Genomic DNA, 18,255 nt, shown 5'->3' on the forward strand with positions numbered 1-18,255 from the left:
AGAATTGCCTCACGTATATCAGGCTAAGCCCGCGTTTTGACGCGGGTTTTTTTCATGTTAATCTCGGGCCGATCAGTGGCCCGCCCAACGGAGTATTCCCATGGCGCTGGAGCGCACCCTTTCCATCATCAAGCCCGACGCCGTCGCCAAGAACGTCATCGGTGAAATCTACGCCCGCTTCGAAAAGGCCGGCCTGAAGGTCGTCGCCGCCAAGTACAAGCAGCTGTCGCGCCGCGAAGCCGAAGGCTTCTACGCCGTGCACCGCGAGCGTCCGTTCTTCAACGCGCTGGTCGAGTTCATGATCTCCGGCCCGGTGATGATCCAGGCCCTGGAAGGCAGCAACGCCGTCCTGGCCCACCGCGACCTGCTGGGCGCCACCAATCCGAAGGAAGCGGCTGCGGGCACCATCCGCGCCGATTTCGCCGAATCCATCGATGCCAATGCCGCCCACGGCTCGGACTCGGTTGAGAACGCCGCGATCGAAATCGCCTACTTCTTCGCCGCCACCGAAGTCGTCTCGCGCTGAGAGTAATGCCGTGAACGAGGTCGTACAGACAACCGCCATCCCCGTCGTGCTCGTCCCGAGCGCGACTGTGGCCAAGCAGAACCTGCTCGACCTCGATCGCGAGGGTTTGGAGCGCTTCTTCGCCGAGACACTCGGCGAAGCGCGCTACCGTGCCCACCAGGTAATGAAGTGGATCCACCATCACTACGTCACCGATTTCGATGAGATGACCGACCTGGGCAAGGCGCTGCGCGCCAAGCTCAAGCAGCACGCCGAGGTCCGCGTCCCGAACATCGTGTTCGACAAACCGTCCACCGACGGCACCCACAAGTGGCTGCTGGCGATGGGCACCGATGGCAAGAACGCCATCGAAGCGGTCTACATCCCGGACAAGAACCGCGGCACCCTGTGCGTGTCCTCGCAGGTCGGCTGCGCGCTGAACTGCACGTTCTGTTCGACCGCCACCCAGGGCTTCAACCGCAACCTCTCCACCGCCGAGATCATCGGCCAGGTGTGGGTGGCCGCGCGCCATCTGGGCAACATCCCGCACAAGCAGCGTCGTCTCACCAACGTGGTGATGATGGGTATGGGCGAGCCGTTGATGAATTTCGACAACGTCGTGCGCGCCATGAGCGTGATGCGCGACGACCTGGGCTACGGCCTGGCCAACAAGCGGGTGACCCTGTCCACCTCCGGCCTGGTGCCGCAGATCGACCGCCTGTCCACCGAAAGCGATGTGTCGCTGGCGGTGTCGCTGCACGCCGCCGACGATGCGCTGCGCGAGACCCTGGTCCCGCTCAACAGGAAGTACCCGATCGCCGAGCTGATGGCATCGTGCGCACGCTACCTGCGCGCCAACAAGCGCCGCGAATCGGTGACCTTTGAATACACCCTGATGAAGGGCATCAACGACCAGCCCGAACATGCCCGCCAGCTGGCGCGGCTGATGCGCCAGTTCGACAACGCCGTGCAGGCGGCGCACTCGGGCAAGGTCAACCTGATTCCGTTCAATCCATTCCCGGGTACCCGCTACGAGCGCTCCGGCGACACCGAAATCCGCGCCTTCCAGAAGATCCTGCTCGATTCCAAGGTGCTGACCATGGTGCGGCGGACCCGTGGCGACGATATCGATGCCGCCTGTGGCCAGCTCAAGGGCCAGGTGATGGACCGCACGCGCCGCCAGGCCGAGTTCAATAAAACGCTGCAGGATGGGAAAAGCCGGGATGCTGCTGCCTGACCTGCGCTTGCCAGCCGTTGTTTTCATCGCGCTGGCAGTGGTCGGCTGCGGCAAACAAGGCATGAAGCCCCCCGCCTCGAAGCTGGGGGTAGCGCCTACCTATGAGGTGCGTGACAACGCCGCCACCCGCCGCAGGTTCAGTTACCAGGACCAGATGACGTTGGCGTCCGAGGCTTATCGCTCCGGCGCTCTGGAGGCGGCGGAAAAGAAGTCCAAGGCGGCGCTGAAGCTGGATGCTGACCGTCCCGAGGCCTATCTGATGCTGGCGGTGCTGGCCACCCGGCGCGGTGCCGATACCCAGGCCGGGCCCTTGTACCGCAAGGCGGCCGAGCTGGCGCCCGAGCGCGGTGACGTCCTCAACAATTATGGTGCCTGGTTGTGTACGCATGGCCGCGCAGCCGAGTCGCTGCTGTGGTTCGACCGGGCCCTTGCGGCGCCGGGATACACCACGCCGGCCTCGGCGCTGGCCAATGCCGGCGGCTGTGCGCTGGAGGCTGGCCAGGCCGAACGGGCTGCCCGCGACCTGCGCGCGGCGCTGGAAAGCGACCCGGGCAATGCCTATGCGCTGGAGTCGATGGCGCGCAGCGAGTACGCCCAGGGGCGTTATTTCGAGGCGCGGGCCTTCTCGCAACGGCGTCTGGCGGCTGCACCGGCCACGCGATCCGTGTTACAACTTGCGTCTCAGATCGAGGTGCAGCTCGGCGATCCGGTGGCATCCGGTCGCTATCTGCAACGAATCCGCGACGAATTTCCGCAGGATGCGGCACCTAATCCCCGGGGTTGAAGCATTGTGATTGATGACCAGACTGTGAACGCTTTTGATGCTGCAGCCGGCTGTGGGGCTCGTCTCCGCCAGGCGCGCGAAGCGGCAGGACTGACGCTCGAAGCGGTGGGGCAGCAGTTGCGCATGCCGATGCAGGTAGTGAAATCGCTTGAGGAAGAGCACTGGCAGCGCCTGGGCGCACCGGTGTTCGTGCGCGGCCAGCTACGCAGTTATGCGCGCCTGCTCAAGATCGACCTGGGCGATGCGTTGGACCAGGCCCAGATCGGGCCGGTAGTGCCGCCGCAGCTGGTCAGCCATACCCATACCCCGCGTGCCCGACGCATCGCCGAAAGCCTGGGCCGCCGCGCACTGTATGTCGGTATCACCGCCGTCCTGGCGGTTCCGGTGTGGTTTGCCACCCGTGGTCATTTCGATGCCACCGGCTTGCCGAGCACCGCTTCGCTGGATGTGATCCCGGCGGCAGTCCCGGTCGGTGATGGCACGCCCCCGGCGGAATCGGCGGGCCCGGCCCCCATCGTGCCCGGCGCGGCATCGGCGAGCCCGTCGGCACCGTACCTGGCCTCGCTGACGCCGGTCCCGCGACCGGCCAGCACCGCACCGGCGCCGGCCGGTGCGCTCAGCCTGCAGTTCAAGGGCGACAGCTGGGTGGATATTTCCTCACCCGACGGCAGCACCGTGGAAAAAGCCCTGGTCAAATCCGGCGAAGCGCGCAGCTTCACCCCGGGTCAGGTCGGGCGCATGGTGCTGGGCAATGCATCGGCGGTCGAGGTTCAGCAGGCCGGCACTATCGTCGACCTTTCGCCGTACCAGCGAGCCAACGTGGCACGCTTTACGGTATCCTCTGACGGCTCCGTAGCCCCAGTTCCGCACTGAGCTGCGTTTCCCAATCCAATTCAAACAGCTCCTCCTTACGGGCGGGGCGAGAGTACGCATGGCGATCGACGACCTGCTCGACGAGCACGAACAAAGTGAACGCGTCCGCGGCTGGCTGCGGAAGAACGGTGTCAGCATCCTGGCGGGTGTGGCGATCGCGATCGGCGGCATCGCCGGTTGGCAGTGGTGGCAGAAGGAGCACAGCAACAAGCTTGCCGGCGCCAATGTCCAGTACCAGATGGTGCTCAAGCACCTGCAGGACAAAGACCTGGCGCAGGCCGTCACGGGCGTGAAGGCGCTGGACGAAGGCAAGGCGAGCATCTATTCCGACCTGGCCGCGCTGCAGCTGGCCAAGGCCCAGGTCGAGGCCGGCAAGAACGATGACGCACTGGCAACGTTGCGCGCGATCAAGGCCGACCCGGAGTTCCAGCCGGTCATCGAGCAGCGCATCGCGCGCCTGCTGGTGGCCACCGGCAAGACCGACGAGGCCATCAAGGCGCTCAACGGTGCCGCCGACAGCGCCAGCCTGGAGATCCAGGGCGATGCGTTGATGGCGCAGGGCAAGCGTGATGCGGCCCGCGAACAGTATGAGAAGGCGCTCAAGACGCTGGACGTGGCAGCGCCGCAGCGGCGCCTGCTGGAAACCAAAGTGATGGATGCCGGTGGCACCGTCACCGATGCTGCGGAGTCGGTGTAATGAAGCAGATGGTCATGATCAAGCGCGTTGCCACCCTGGTCCTGCTGGGCGTGGCGCTGTCGGGCTGCACCACCGTCAAGGGCTGGTTCGCCGGCAAGGACGCGGCGGCCAAGAAGGCACTGGAACCGGCGGAGCTGGTGAAGTTCGAGCCGACCGCCAAGGTCGACCGGATCTGGAGTGTCAACGTCGGCAAGGGCGAAAAACGCATCGGCGTGCGCCAGGGCCCGGCCGTGGCCGACGGCAAGGTGTACGCGGCGGCCATCTACGGCGGCGTGCATGCCATCGACCTGCAGACCGGCAAGAAGGTCTGGACCTGGGAGCCGGCCAAGGAAAAGAAGAAGCCCAAGCTGCGCCTGTCCGGTGGCCCCGGCGTGGGCGACGGCCTGGTGGTGATTGGTACGCTGGACGGCCAGGTGATCGCGCTGGACGCCAACGACGGCGCCGAGAAGTGGCGGGCCAAGGTAACCGGCGAAGTGATCTCCGCGCCGGCCGTGGGCCAGGGCATGGTGTTTGTGCGCAGCAACGATGGTCGCGTGACCGCCCTGGATGCCGAAAACGGCACCCAGCGCTGGTTCAACCCGCGTGAGCTGCCGGCACTGACCGTGCGCGGCAACGCACCGGTGGTGGCGGGCCCGGGCGTGCTGTTCATCGGCAACGATGATGGCAGCGTGGCGGCACTTGGCATGCAGGATGGGCGCACGGTGTGGGACCAGATGGTTGCCAACGGTGAAGGTCGTACCGAGCTGGAGCGCATGTCCGATGTGGACGGCGCCCCGGTGCTGGAAGGCAACACGCTGTTTGTGAGCAGCTTCAAGAGCCAGACCATGGCCATTGAAGGCCCGACCGGTCGTCCGCTGTGGTCGCGCGATCATGGCGGTGCCGGTGGCATCGCCCTGACCTCGGGCAACGTGTTCGTCACCGACAACAAGGGCGGCGTGTTCGGCCTGGACAAGAACAGCGGTACCGCGATGTGGTCGCAGAATGGCCTGGCACGGCGTTCGCTGACCGGTCCGGCGGTGCACGGCGACTATGTCGTGGTAGGTGACTACAAGGGTTACCTGCACTGGTTGCGTACGGATAACGGCGAGTTTGCGGCTCGCGCCAAAAGTGGCGGCGACGCCCTGCTGGCGCAGCCGGTAACCGCCGATGGGATTCTGCTGGTGCAGAACGTTGATGGAAAGCTGACCGCATTCCGGTTGGCACAATAAGGAGTTACCGCGATGCTGCCCTTGGTCGCCCTGGTTGGACGGCCGAATGTCGGCAAGTCCACGCTGTTCAATGCGTTTACCCGTACGCGCGACGCGCTGGTCCATGACCAGCCCGGCGTGACCCGGGACCGTAATTACGGTGTTTGTCGTCTCAATGAAGACCACCATTTCCTGGTGGTCGATACCGGTGGTATTGCCGGTGAAGAAGAAGGTCTGGCCGGTGCTACCGCGCGCCAGGCCCGCGCTGCGGCCGCCGAGGCGGATCTCATCCTGTTCGTGGTGGACGCCCGCGAGGGCCCGATGGACGATGAGATCCTGGCGTGGCTGCGCAAGCTGGCGCGTCCGACGGTGCTGCTGATCAACAAGATCGACGGCATGAACGAGGATACCGTGCGTTCGGAGTTCGCCCGCTACGGCTTCAGCGAAATGCTGACCGTGTCGGCCGCCCATCGCCAGGGTCTGGATGATCTGCTGGACGAAGTGGTCGAGCGGTTGCCCGAAGAGGGCAGTGCCGAGGTGCTCGACAACGATCCCAATCGCGTGCGCATCGCCTTCGTCGGGCGTCCCAACGTGGGCAAGTCGACGCTGGTGAACCTGCTGCTGGGCGAGGAGCGCATGATCGCCTCCGAAGTGCCCGGTACCACCCGTGACTCGATCTCGGTGGACATGGAGCGCGACGGTCGCGAGTACCGCTTGATCGATACTGCCGGGCTGCGTCGCAAGGCGCGCGTGGAAGAAGTGGTCGAGAAGTTCAGCGTGATCAAGACGCTGCAGGCGATCGAGCAGTGCCAGGTGGCCGTGCTGATGCTGGACGCCGGCGAAGGCGTGACCGACCAGGACGCCAGCGTGCTGGGTGCGGTGCTCGATGCCGGGCGTGCGTTGGTGGTGGCGATCAACAAGTGGGACGGGCTGACCGACTACCAGCGTGAGCAGGCCGAAGCACTGGTCTCGCGCAAGCTGGGGTTCGTGCCGTGGGCCGAAGTGGTGCGGATCTCGGCCAAGCATGGCTCGGGCCTGCGCGAGCTGTTCCGCTGCGTGCATGCGGCGCATGCCTCGGCGACGCACGAGTTCAGCACCAGCGAAGTCAACAAGGCGCTGGAAGTGGCTTACGAGACCAACCCGCCGCCGGCGATTCGCGGTCACGTATCCAAGCTGCGTTACGTGCACCCGGGCGGCTCCAATCCGCCGACCTTCATCGTGCACGGTACGCGCCTGAAGGACCTGCCGGAGTCGTACAAGCGCTATCTGGAGAATTTCTTCCGCAAGCGCTTCAAGCTGGTAGGCACCCCGGTGCAGTTCATCTTCCGCGAGGGTGTGAACCCTTACGAAGGCAAGAAGAACGTGCTCACCGAACGTCAGGTCAAGCGCAAGCGGCGCCTGATCAAGCACGTCAAGGGCCGGTAGAGTCGACCGTTGGTCGACTGACCGATACCCCCCCGTAGAGTCGACCGTTGGTCGACTGCCGGGATCCCGACGAAACGCAGCCGACCAACGGTCGGCTCTACGGGTGGATGCGCCACCCGGGTGAGCGATTGGCCGATAATGCCGGCATGCGCCCGATCCCCGAACTCACCCCCGCCCAGGCCCGCCAACGTCTCACCCACGGCGCCCTGCTGATCGACGTGCGCGAACCGCATGAGCGTGCCAGCGGCATGGCCGAAGGCGCGCTGGGCATCGTCATGGGCGATCTGCTGGCCGCACCGGCCACGCATCTGCCGGCGACCGACCGCGAGGTCGTCCTGATCTGCCAGAGCGGCAAACGTTCGATGGACACCGCGCAGGGATTGGCCGGGCAGGGCTATGCCAACGTGTACTCGGTACACGGCGGCACCACGGCGTGGCGTGCCGAAGGGCTGCCCCTGGTGCAGCCGTTGCAGAGCGATGCCGAGCGCGATTTCAACGCACGGTACTCGCGCCACCTGCTGCTGCCGCAGGTGGGCGTGCGCGGTCAGCAGGCGCTGCTGGCCTCGCGCGTGCTGGTGCTCGGTGCCGGTGGCCTGGGAGCGCCGTCCAGCTTCTATCTGGCCGCCGCCGGGGTCGGGCACCTGCGTCTTGCCGATGATGACGTGGTGGAGCGCAGCAACCTGCAGCGGCAGATCCTGCATACCGATGCCAGCGTCGGCCAGCCGAAGGTGCACTCGGCGCGTGAGCGCCTGCTGGCACTGAATCCGCATCTGGATGTGGAGGCGGTGCAGGTGCGTGTGGATGCGTCCAACATCGACGCGCTGCTGGACGGCGTGGACGTGGTGCTGGATGGGTCGGACAACTTTCCGCTGCGCTACCTGCTCAACGATGCCTGCATCAAACATGGGATCCCGCTGGTATATGGCGCGGTGGAGCGCTTCAGCGGCCAGGTGAGTGTGTTCGATGCCGGCCGCCAGCGCGGCCAGGCGCCGTGTTACCGCTGCCTGTTCCCGGCGCCGCCGCCGGCCGAGTTTGCCCCGAACTGTGCCGAGGCCGGCGTGCTTGGCGTGCTGCCGGGCATGGTCGGGCTGCTGCAGGCCACCGAAGTGCTCAAGCTGCTGCTGGGGATCGGCGAGCCATTGGTGGGCCGCCTGCTCAGCTTCGATGCGCTGGGCATGCGGTTCCGCGAAACCCGGCTGACCCCGGATCCGGCGTGCCCGCTGTGTGCACCGGGCAGGGCATTCCCCGGTTACATCGATTACGCCGCGTTCTGCAGCGCGCCCTGACCTGCGGGCGGCCGCCCCGATGGGGATAGCCGACCAACGGTCGGCTCTACGGGGCGTGCGAGGCAGCCGACCAACGGTCGGCTCTACGGACATTTTCAGGACGATGTGGCGGATGATGCGCGATATCGTTCTGTTTTCAGCACAAAAATACCCAGCGCCGATGCTATTGCCGTCAGACGCTTTGCCCTATCGTTGAGGCATCGTTTGTAGTCCGGGGAAGCAACCGCATGGCGGTCGAAGCAGGTGCCAGTGAACTGGTGAAGGTAGTGGCGCTGTTGGGCGCAGCGGTGGTGATGGTGCCGCTGTTCCGTCGGCTCGGGCTGGGGTCGGTGCTGGGGTACTTCGCCGCCGGCCTGGCGATCGGCCCGTTCGGCTTCGGCTGGTTCTCCGATCCCCAGGCCATCCTGCATACCGCCGAACTGGGCGTGGTGATGTTCCTGTTCGTGATCGGACTGGAAATGCGGCCCTCGCACCTGTGGAGCCTGCGCAACGAGATCTTCGGCCTGGGCACCCTGCAGATCGTGGTCTGCGGCGCGGTGCTCACCGGCATCTGCATGCTGTTCGGTTTCCCCTTGCCGGTGGCCTTCATCGGCGCGTTCGGTTTCGTGCTCACCTCCACCGCGGTGGTGATGCAGCAGCTGGCCGAGCGCGGCGACATCGCGTTGCCTTCCGGGCAGAAGATCGTCTCCATCCTGCTGTTTGAAGACCTGCTGATCGTGCCGCTGCTGGCGGTGGTGGCGCTGATGTCGCCGCTGCATACCGAGGCGGGCGACAGCTCGCGCTGGGTCAGTGTCGGTATCGGCGCCGGTGCGATCGTCGGCCTGGTGCTGGTGGGGCGGTTCCTGCTTAATCCACTGTTCCGGATCCTGGCGGCGGCCAAGGCGCGTGAAGTGATGACCGCCGCTGCACTGCTGGTGGTGCTCGGTGCCGCGCTGCTGATGCAGCTGGGCGGGCTGTCGATGGCGATGGGCGCGTTCCTGGCCGGTGTGCTGCTCAGCGAATCCACCTTCCGCCACCAGATCGAGGCGGATATCGAGCCGTTCCGCGGCATCCTGCTGGGCCTGTTCTTCCTCAGCGTGGGCATGGCGCTGGACCTAACCGTGGTGGCCAACAACTGGCCGCTGATCCTGTCCGGGGTGCTGGCGCTGATGCTCACCAAGGGCGTGTGCATCTACGCGGTGGCGCGGATCATGGGCAGCGACCATCGCCAGGCCGTGGATCGCGGGGTGATGATGGCCCAGGGCGGCGAGTTCGCCTTCGTGCTGTTCTCCGCCGCCGCGACAGCGGGGGTGATCGGCGTGGAAATCAACGCCAACCTGACCGCGATCGTGGTGTTGTCGATGGCGCTGACGCCGCTGTTCGTGCTGCTGCACGATCGCTTCACGCCAGAGCGCGAAGTCTCGATGGACGGCATCGACGCTGCTGATGGGTTGTCCGGCAGCGTGTTGATGATCGGCTTCGGTCGGTTCGGCCAGGTCGCCAGCCAGTCGCTGCTGGCGCGCGACGTGGACGTGACCATCATCGACAACGACATCGAGATGATCCAGAGCGCCGAGCGTTTCGGTTTCAAGATCTACTACGGTGACGGCACCCGGCTGGATGTGCTGCATGCCTCTGGTGCCGGCTTGGCACGCGCCATTGCGGTGTGCGTCAACGACAGCGCCCAGGCCGACCGCATCGTCGAACTGGTGGCCCACCAGTTCCCGCAGGCCAAGCTGCTGGTGCGCTCGTTCGACCGCGAGCATTCGCTGCGGCTGATCCATGCCGGTGTCGATTTCCAGATCCGCGAGACCTTCGAGTCAGCGGTGGCGTTCGGTGAGGCCGCGTTGATCGAGCTGGGGCTGGACGAAGAGGATGCCGCCACCATCGCCGGTGAGATCCGCCGCCGCGACGCCGAACGTTTCGAGCTGGAAATGGCCGGTGGCGGGCTGACCGCCGGGGCGCACATGGTGTACGGCAGCGCGCTGCCGGGCGTGCCGACGCCGACGCCGTTCACGGCGCCCAAGCGCAAGGCGCGCACACTCAATGCGGACGAGCTGCCCGAAGAGGAATGACGATCAGGTAGTGCCGGCCGCTGGCCGGCAACCAGGCAAAGGCCGGCCTAGTAAACGTGATTGCCGGCCAGCGGCCGGCACTACCGGTGGGCGGGACAGACCGAATCAGGGACAATGGACGACCGTCGCCCCCACGCCTGCCGCCCTCGATGAGCTCATTGACCCCCGCTACCGCTACTTCCGCCCGTATCCTGGACGGACGCCGCATCGCCGAAGACCTGCTGGACAGCCTGAAGGTGCGCGTTGACGCCCGCCTGGCGGCAGGGGGCAGTCGGCCCGGCCTGGCGGTGGTACTGGTGGGCGGCGACCCGGCCTCGACCGTGTATGTACGCAACAAGCGCCGTGCCGCCGAGAAGGTCGGCATCGAAGCCTTCGACTACGACCTGCCGGCCGGCACCAGCGAAGCGCAGCTGCTGGCCCTGATCGACCAGCTCAACAACGATCCGAAGATCCACGGCATCCTGGTGCAGCTGCCGCTGCCGGGCATCCCCGACGCCAGCCGGCTGATCCACCGCATCGACCCGCGCAAGGACGTGGACGGCTTCCACCCGGAAAACGTCGGCCACCTGGCGCTGCGCGAGTTCGGCCTGCGCCCGTGCACCCCGCGCGGCATCGTCACCCTGCTGGGCCACACCGACCAGCCGGTGCGGGGCCGCAACGCCACCATCGTGGGGGTCAGCAACCACGTCGGCCGTCCGATGGGGCTGGAACTGCTGATCGCCGGCTGCACCGTCACCAGCTGCCACAAGTTCACCCCGCGCGAAGTGCTTGAGCGCAGCGTGCGCGATGCCGACATCCTGGTGGTCGCCGTTGGCCGCCCGGGCATCGTGCCGGGCGAGTGGGTGAAGGCCGGCGCGGTGGTGATCGATGTGGGCATCAACCGCCTGGACGATGGCCGCCTGGTCGGCGATGTCGGGTTCGAGGCGGCTGCCGAGCGCGCCAGCTGGATTACCCCGGTCCCGGGCGGGGTAGGGCCGATGACCGTGGCCACGCTGATGCAGAACACCCTGGAAGCGGCCGAAGCGTCGGTCTGATCCGGGCTGGGGCCCGCCTGGGCGCCCGCTGACTGCGTGACGACCAACGGTCGTCACCTACCGGTCGCGCATTGCCGGTAGCGCACGACCGTTGGTCGTGTGGCCCCACGGCCGATTACCCACCGGTCCCATGAACCGTCCCGCCCCGCGCGACACAGCGTCGCACCGGCCCCCTGCCCAAGCGGGCCGAATCAGGGTAAAATGTCGCGCTTCCCCACATCTCGGGTATGCCGATGCTGCGCATCCAGGCTGAAGCTCTCACCTACGACGACGTCTCGCTCGTCCCCGCTCATTCGACCATTCTGCCCAAGGATGTCACCCTCGAAACGCGGCTGACCCGCGACCTGAGGCTGAAGCTTCCGATTCTTTCCGCTGCCATGGATACCGTCACCGAAGCACGCCTGGCCATCGCCATGGCCCAGCTCGGCGGCATGGGCATCATCCACAAGAATCTGAGCGTCGAACAGCAGGCTGCCGAAGTGGCCACGGTCAAGAAGTTCGAGGCCGGCGTGATCCGCGATCCGATCACGGTCGGGCCGGAAACCACCATCCGCGACGTGCTGGCGTTGACCCAGGCGCGCAATATTTCCGGCGTGCCGGTGGTGGATGGCGGGGGCCAGCTGGTCGGCATCGTGACCCACCGCGACATGCGCTTTGAAACCGAGCTGGACGATCCGGTCCGCCACATCATGACCAAGAAGGATCGCCTGATCACGGTCAAGGAAGGCGCCGCGTCGGACGAAGTGCTGCACCTGCTGCACCGCAACCGCATTGAAAAGGTGCTGGTGGTCAATGACGAATTCGCCCTGCGCGGCCTGATCACCGTCAAGGACATCCAGAAGAACACCGACTTCCCCAACGCTGCCAAGGACACCGCCACGCGACTGCTGGTGGGTGCCGCGGTCGGCGTGGGTGGCGATACCGATCGCCGCGTGGAAGCGCTGGTCGCCGCCGGCGTGGACGTGCTGGTGGTGGACACCGCGCACGGCCATTCGCAGGGCGTGCTGGACCGCGTGCGCTGGGTCAAGAAACACTTCCCGCACGTGCAGGTGGTTGGCGGCAACATCTGTACCGGCGAAGCGGCGCTGGCGCTGCTGGACTGCGGTGCCGATGCGGTCAAGGTCGGTATCGGCCCGGGCTCGATCTGCACCACCCGCGTGGTTGCCGGTGTCGGCGTGCCGCAGATCACCGCGATCGACCTGGTGGCCGAAGCGCTGCAGGACCGCATCCCGCTGATCGCCGACGGTGGCATCCGCTACTCCGGTGACATCGGCAAGGCACTGGCGGCCGGCGCATCGACGATCATGGTCGGCGGCCTGCTGGCCGGTACCGAGGAATCGCCCGGCGAGACCGAGCTGTTCCAGGGCCGTTCGTACAAGAGCTACCGTGGCATGGGCTCGCTGGCAGCGATGGAGAAGGGGTCCAAGGACCGCTATTTCCAGGACGCTTCGAGTGCCGACAAGCTGGTGCCCGAAGGCATCGAAGGCCGCGTTCCGTACCGCGGCCCGGTCGGCGGCATCATCCACCAGCTGATGGGCGGCCTGCGCGCCACCATGGGTTACGTGGGCTGCGGCACCATCGAAGACATGCGCAGCAAGCCGAAGTTCGTCAAGATCAGCGGCGCCGGCCAGCGTGAGAGCCACGTCCACGACGTGCAGATCACCAAAGAGCCGCCGAACTACCGCGCTTGATGCGTAGATGAGCAAAGAGGAACGAGGAAGCTGATTCCCGTTCCTCTTTCTCTATCCGCCGCCGGTTTCATTTTTTCGTTTTCACTCCTGCATTGCCCGGGCGCCATGACCAACATCCATAACGACAAGATCCTCATCCTCGATTTCGGCGCGCAGTACACCCAGCTGATCGCCCGCCGCATCCGCGAGATCGGCGTGTACTGCGAAATCTGGGCGTGGGACCACAACCCGGCCGACATTGCCGCGTTCGGCGCCAAGGGCATCATCCTGTCCGGTGGCCCCGAATCGACCACCCTGCCGGGCGCGCCTGCCGCACCGCAGGAAGTGTTCGACAGCGGCCTGCCGGTGTTCGGCATCTGCTACGGCATGCAGACCCTGGCCGCCCAGCTCGGGGGTGCCACCGAAGCTGCCGACCAGCGCGAGTTCGGCCACGCCGAAGTCAACGTGGTGCACCCCGATGCGCTGTTCAAGGGCTTGAGCGACCACGGCGGCGAGCCGCGCCTGAACGTGTGGATGAGCCATGGCGACCACGTTTCCGTGGCGCCGCCGGGCTTCACCGTCACCGCTACCACCGACCGCATTCCGGTGGCCGCGATGGCCAACGAGGAGAAGCGCTGGTACGGCGTGCAGTTCCACCCGGAAGTGACCCACACCCTGCAGGGCCAGGCGCTGCTGCGCCGCTTCGTGGTGGATGTGTGCGGTTGCCAGGCGCTGTGGACCGCCGCCAACATCATCGATGACCAGATCGCCCGCGTGCGCGAGCTGGTGGGCGATGACGAAGTGATCCTCGGCCTGTCCGGTGGTGTCGATTCGTCGGTGGTGGCCGCGCTGCTGCACAAGGCGATCGGCGACAAGCTGACCTGCGTGTTCGTCGACACCGGCCTGCTGCGCTGGCAGGAAGGCGACCAGGTGATGGCGATGTTCGCCAGCGAAGCCGAGAACGGCGGCATGGGCATCAAGGTGATCCGCGTGAATGCCGCCGATCGCTACTTCGACAAGCTTGAAGGCGTGAGCGACCCGGAAGCCAAGCGCAAGATCATCGGCAACCTGTTCGTGGACATCTTCGATGAAGAGTCCAACAAGCTGAAGAACGCCAAGTGGCTGGCGCAGGGCACCATCTACCCTGACGTGATCGAGTCGGCCGGCAGCAAGACCGGCAAGGCCCATGTGATCAAGAGCCACCACAACGTGGGCGGCCTGCCCGAGCACATGAAGCTCGGCCTGGTGGAGCCGCTGCGCGAGCTGTTCAAGGACGAAGTGCGTCGCCTCGGCGTCGAACTCGGCCTGCCGCGCAGCATGGTCTACCGCCATCCGTTCCCGGGCCCGGGCCTGGGCGTGCGCATCCTGGGCGAAGTGAAGCGTGAGTACGCCGAACTGCTGGCCAAGGCCGATGCGATCTTCATCGACGAACTGCGCAAGGCCGACCTGTACGACAAGACCAGCCAGGCGTTCGCGGTATTCCTGCCGGTGAAGTCGGTGGGCGTGGTCGGTGATGCGCGTGCGTATGAGTGGGTGATTGCGTTGCGTGCGGTGGAGACCATCGATTTCATGACGGCGCATTGGGCGCATCTGCCGTATGACTTCTTGGGCACGGTGAGCAACCGGATCATCAATGAGCTGCGCGGGGTGTCGCGGGTTGTGTATGACATCTCGGGAAAGCCGCCGGCGACAATCGAGTGGGAATGAGTTGACAAGACAAGGGCGCCGAGAGGCGCCCTTGTTGTTTCTAAGGGCGGTGGCGTTGACGTGCGAGGGAGCGTGGCGGCCCGATTGCCGGTACGCTACATGCAGAGTCGAATGGAATCCGGTGCAATGAGCGACATCAAGCTTTTCAGGCTGGTGGATGGCAAAGCGACAGAGCTGCAAGGGAATTCCTCCGACTTGGAGAAACCCCTGCAGTCGCTTATTGAGGCCAATCTGCTGCCCATGCTGGGCATCCGCTTCGTCGCCACTGAGTACGCGACGGGTAAAACCCATGGGGGGCGTATCGATTCGCTGGGCCTGGATGAGAACAACAGCCCCGTCATTCTCGAGTACAAGCGTTCCGTTGGTGAAAACGTGATCAACCAGGGGCTCTACTACCTGGATTGGTTGATGGACCACCAGGCCGAGTTCAAGCTTCAGGTGATGGATGCGCTCGGCATGGACGCGGCCACACAGATTGATTGGAGCTCGCCCCGGGTTCTCTGCATCGCTGCTGATTTCACCAAGTTCGATGCGCATGCGGTCCAGCAGATCAATCAGAGCGTGGAATTGATCCGCTACCGTCGCTTCGGCGCCGACCTGCTGCTTTTCGAGCAGGTCAACGCGGTCAGCAGCAGTCGATCTACCAAGTCACGGTCCCGTCTCTGGGAGGCCGAGGCGCAGCCCGCCAGTGCACTGCGGCCGGTCGGAACGACCGGCGACCGGAGTTATGCGGAGTGGATGGCGTTGCTTGGGGAGGACATGAAGGAGCTGGTCAGTTCATTGGATGACTTCATCGGGTCGCTTGGCGATGATGTCCAGCGTAAGGAACTGAAGTTGTACATGGCGTTCAAACGCTTGAAGAACTTCGCGACCGTTGTGCCGCAGAAGAGTCGTCTGCTTCTGTTCCTGCATGTCGACCCCGATCTGCTCATGCCACTGGCACCCAACATGCGTGATGCGAGGACGTTTGGTCACTGGGGCACCGGTGATCTGGAAATTGCCATCGCCAATTTTGGCGACCTTGAGCAAGCCAAGCCGTTGATCGCTCAGGCATACGAGGGTCGGGGCTGAGGACTTCATGACGGTGGCCAACGCTGCCCGCAGCGCCCTGCTGGCGGTTGGCTGATCAGAAAAATGTTTGACAGATCGGAAATCTCTTTGTAATCCTGCGAAGGTCGTCCTTTCTGGATTCCCGCCGTGCTCGTGATGCCGCTCCACTGCAGGTTGGCAACGTCCACTGATCGCGAGGTAAGCGCATGAGCGCCTCGCACGCCTCTCGCAGCGTCGCCCACTACACGCTGCCACTGCTGTTGCTGAGCATCCTCGTCGCTGTCTGGTCGGCCTGGAGCGCCCAGAAGACGCCGCCCGCGCAGCCGGCCAGCATCGCCGCCACCGAATTCTCGGCCGCACGGGCCATGCAGCACCTGAACTGGGTTGCCGCCGAACCGCATCCCACCGGCTCGGCCGCGGCCGCACGGGTTCGCGATGGCCTGGTTGCGCACCTGCAGCAGGCGGGGCTGGAGGCGTCGGTGCAGCGCGCACATGCGGCGGCGGAGTACGGCTCAGGCGACGGTCGCGGGGTGCGGGCGGCCAATGTCGAGAACGTCGTTGCAGTGCTGCCCGGTCGCGATCGCAGCTTGCCGGCGGTGCTGTTGATGGCGCACTACGACACCGTCGCCCAGTCGCCCGGTGCGGCCGACGATGGCCTCGGCGTGGCGGTGATGCTGGAAATCGCCCGTGCACTGCAGAAGGATGCGCGGCAACGCGACGTGGTGTTCCTGTTCACCGACGCGGAGGAGGCCGGGCTGCTCGGTGCCCGCGCGTTCTTTGCCTCGCACCCGCTGGCCACCCGGATCGGCACGGCGATCAATCTGGAGGCACGCGGCAGCAGCGGCCGTGCGGTGTTGTTTGAAACCGGCCCGGGCAACGCCGCGCTGCTGAGCACCTTCGCCAAGCAGGCGCCGCAGCCGCTGGGCAACTCGCTGACCGGTTTCGTCTACCGCTACATGCCCAATGGCACCGACTTCACGGTGCCGGCCAAGCAGGGCATTCCCGGGGTCAACTTCGCCATCATCGGCCGCCAGTTCGACTATCACGCCGCCAGCGCCAGCGTGGCCAACCTGGACCCGGGCAGCGTGCAGCACATGGGCGCACAGGTGCTGCCGCTGGTGCGTCGGCTGGCCACCTCGGCGACCCTGCCGGTCTCTACCCATGATGCGATCTACAGCGATCTTCCCGGCGGCTGGATGATCAGCGTGCCGACGTGGTCGGGCTGGTGCGTGCTGGCATTCGGGCTGCTGGCGATCGTGGTGGTCGCACGGCGCGCGAGCTTCGGCCAGGGCGGCTGGCGCGGCGTGGTCAGCGGCGTGGCCTGGTGGCCGCTGGCACTGCTGTCCGTCGCACTGGCGGTCCGCGTGTCGTACCGCTTGCTGGGCGGCGGCGATGCCACGCTGGTGAACAACCGTGACCTGCTGGCGGCGTTCTCCACGCTGGCGGCGGGTGAGGGACTGTGGGCGATCGGCGTGGTGCTGGCGTTGGGTGCACTGACGCTGTGCAAGGCGGCGCGCAAGCCCGCCGCCGTGCTCGCATTGCTGGCCGGAGCGTGCGCCTCTCTGCGGGGTGGGTTCGATGTCGTGGGGGTGGTGTTGGGTGTGGTGGTGGCGCTGCTGGCCTGGACCAGCGCGGGCACCGCCGTGCGCGGGGAAAGCGTGCGCTTGGGTGCATTGCTGGTGGCCTGGATCATCGGGGCGGTCGTGCAGGTGCTTGCGCCGGAATTGGCACCTCTGTTGCTGTGGCCATTGCTGGCGCTGGCTGCGGTTACCTGGCTGCTGCCGGCGCACACGCCGCTGACCGCGCCGCGTGTCATCGCTGCAGCGCTGATCACCGCGTTCGCCTTGGCGCATGTCTTCCACTTCGCGCTGCAGCTGTTCGAGGCGATCGGATTCGGCACCCCCGAGGTGCTGGCGTTGCCGTTCGCCTGGCTGGCCGCGTTGCTGCTGCCGTGGGTGCGTGCGGTCGATGGCGGGCGCTGGCTGGGCATCGCCGCCATTGTCACGGGGCTGGTGGCCGCGGGCGTACTGACCGCCGCTGCGTTCAACCGCGCCGATCCAGAGCGCTATCCGGCGCTGTCCCAGGTGATCTTCGTGGCCGATCCGGAGAACCAGCAGTACCACCGCGTCAGCGTGCTGCCGCAGCTGTCGGACTGGAGCCGGCGTGCATTGGGCGTCGCGCACGGCGAGCCAGCCCGCCTTCCCATACCGGTACTGGATTTGACCAAGGCATGGGCAACCCAGGCCGATGCGATCGCGGTTGCCGAACGGGTGCGTTTTGAACAGTCGCAGGATGCTGCGACGGGCCAGTCGGTGCTGCGCATACGGGCACCGGCCGGTACCCGCGATCTGCGCGTGCGCCTGATGAGCGCTGCGGCGGTGCCCAAGGTGCAGTTGCAGGGCGAAGACGCGCCGCTGCTGGACGAGGCGGGACGTTGGTCGCGGCTGCGCTGGCAGGCACCGGGCCCGGACGGGATCGAACTGCGCTGGCCGGCCGATAGTGGCCCGATCCAGGTGCAGGTCGCAGCCGGGATCGATGGCTGGCCGCGGGATGCGTCGCCGTTGCCGGCGAGGTCGTCGCACATCGTGCCGTGGGCCACCTCGGACATGACCTGGATAGTGGGCTCGACCCGCGTGGCCCCGCAAGGCGGCTCTCGCTAGTCGCCGGTTGGGGCAGGGTGCATCGTCACCGCGTTTCGATTCGTGCAAACGACACAGACAAACGGCCCGCAGTGCGGGCCGTTTGT

14 protein-coding genes are annotated in these 18,255 nt (G+C 66.1%); all 14 read left to right on the forward strand.

The window, feature by feature from the left end:
• The first annotated feature begins 100 nt into the window (after window positions 1–100).
• The 14 genes from ndk to AC3IR9_RS08445 all read left to right on the forward strand — a co-directional run bounded on the left by ndk (window position 101) and on the right by AC3IR9_RS08445 (window position 18,169).
• Window positions 101–526, forward strand: coding sequence for a nucleoside-diphosphate kinase (gene ndk, locus AC3IR9_RS08380; RefSeq protein ID WP_489295275.1), 426 nt, complete (start codon window positions 101–103; stop codon window positions 524–526).
• A gap of 10 nt (window positions 527–536) precedes the next feature.
• Complete coding sequence (gene rlmN, locus AC3IR9_RS08385) at window positions 537–1,742, forward strand: dual-specificity RNA methyltransferase RlmN (RefSeq protein WP_489295276.1); 1,206 nt, start codon at window positions 537–539, stop codon at window positions 1,740–1,742.
• Entirely contained in the window at window positions 1,729–2,526 is a 798-nt protein-coding gene (gene pilW / locus AC3IR9_RS08390) for a type IV pilus biogenesis/stability protein PilW (RefSeq protein WP_489295277.1), read from the forward strand. Before rlmN ends, pilW begins: the two co-directional genes overlap by 14 nt.
• A 6-nt stretch (window positions 2,527–2,532) precedes the next feature.
• Window positions 2,533–3,399, forward strand: coding sequence for a RodZ domain-containing protein (locus AC3IR9_RS08395; RefSeq protein ID WP_489295278.1), 867 nt, complete (start codon window positions 2,533–2,535; stop codon window positions 3,397–3,399).
• A gap of 58 nt (window positions 3,400–3,457) precedes the next feature.
• Window positions 3,458–4,096, forward strand: a complete 639-nt coding sequence (locus tag AC3IR9_RS08400) for a YfgM family protein (protein WP_489295279.1) — start codon at window positions 3,458–3,460, stop codon at window positions 4,094–4,096.
• On the forward strand, window positions 4,096–5,304 hold the full coding sequence (bamB, locus tag AC3IR9_RS08405) for an outer membrane protein assembly factor BamB (RefSeq protein ID WP_489295280.1): 1,209 nt from the start codon (window positions 4,096–4,098) through the stop codon (window positions 5,302–5,304). The genes AC3IR9_RS08400 and bamB overlap by 1 nt, the downstream gene beginning before the upstream one ends.
• Window positions 5,305–5,316: 12 nt before the next feature.
• Window positions 5,317–6,708: a ribosome biogenesis GTPase Der gene (der, locus tag AC3IR9_RS08410; RefSeq protein ID WP_489295281.1), complete on the forward strand. Its 1,392-nt coding sequence runs from the start codon at window positions 5,317–5,319 to the stop codon at window positions 6,706–6,708.
• Window positions 6,709–6,815: 107 nt separating this feature from the next.
• Window positions 6,816–7,994 (forward strand): molybdopterin-synthase adenylyltransferase MoeB, encoded by a 1,179-nt coding sequence (gene moeB, locus AC3IR9_RS08415; RefSeq protein ID WP_489295282.1) that lies wholly within the window; start codon window positions 6,816–6,818, stop codon window positions 7,992–7,994.
• A gap of 227 nt (window positions 7,995–8,221) precedes the next feature.
• Entirely contained in the window at window positions 8,222–10,048 is a 1,827-nt protein-coding gene (locus tag AC3IR9_RS08420) for a monovalent cation:proton antiporter-2 (CPA2) family protein (protein ID WP_489295283.1), read from the forward strand.
• A gap of 149 nt (window positions 10,049–10,197) precedes the next feature.
• A complete protein-coding gene (gene folD, locus AC3IR9_RS08425) occupies window positions 10,198–11,082 on the forward strand; it encodes a bifunctional methylenetetrahydrofolate dehydrogenase/methenyltetrahydrofolate cyclohydrolase FolD (RefSeq protein ID WP_489295284.1) in 885 nt (294 codons plus the stop codon).
• A 233-nt stretch (window positions 11,083–11,315) separates the two neighbouring features.
• Window positions 11,316–12,773: an IMP dehydrogenase gene (gene guaB, locus AC3IR9_RS08430; protein WP_489295285.1), complete on the forward strand. Its 1,458-nt coding sequence runs from the start codon at window positions 11,316–11,318 to the stop codon at window positions 12,771–12,773.
• Between the two features lie 105 nt (window positions 12,774–12,878).
• Window positions 12,879–14,459, forward strand: a complete 1,581-nt coding sequence (guaA, locus tag AC3IR9_RS08435) for a glutamine-hydrolyzing GMP synthase (protein WP_489295286.1) — start codon at window positions 12,879–12,881, stop codon at window positions 14,457–14,459.
• 126 nt (window positions 14,460–14,585) lie between these two features.
• On the forward strand, window positions 14,586–15,530 hold the full coding sequence (locus AC3IR9_RS08440) for a DUF5655 domain-containing protein (protein WP_489295287.1): 945 nt from the start codon (window positions 14,586–14,588) through the stop codon (window positions 15,528–15,530).
• A gap of 185 nt (window positions 15,531–15,715) precedes the next feature.
• The gene (locus AC3IR9_RS08445; protein ID WP_489295288.1) at window positions 15,716–18,169 is read left to right on the forward strand and encodes a M20/M25/M40 family metallo-hydrolase; all 2,454 of its coding nucleotides are present in this window, start codon (window positions 15,716–15,718) and stop codon (window positions 18,167–18,169) included.
• Window positions 18,170–18,255: the final 86 nt, after the last annotated feature.

It is taken from the genome of Stenotrophomonas sp. GL_101, from assembly GCF_057835675.1.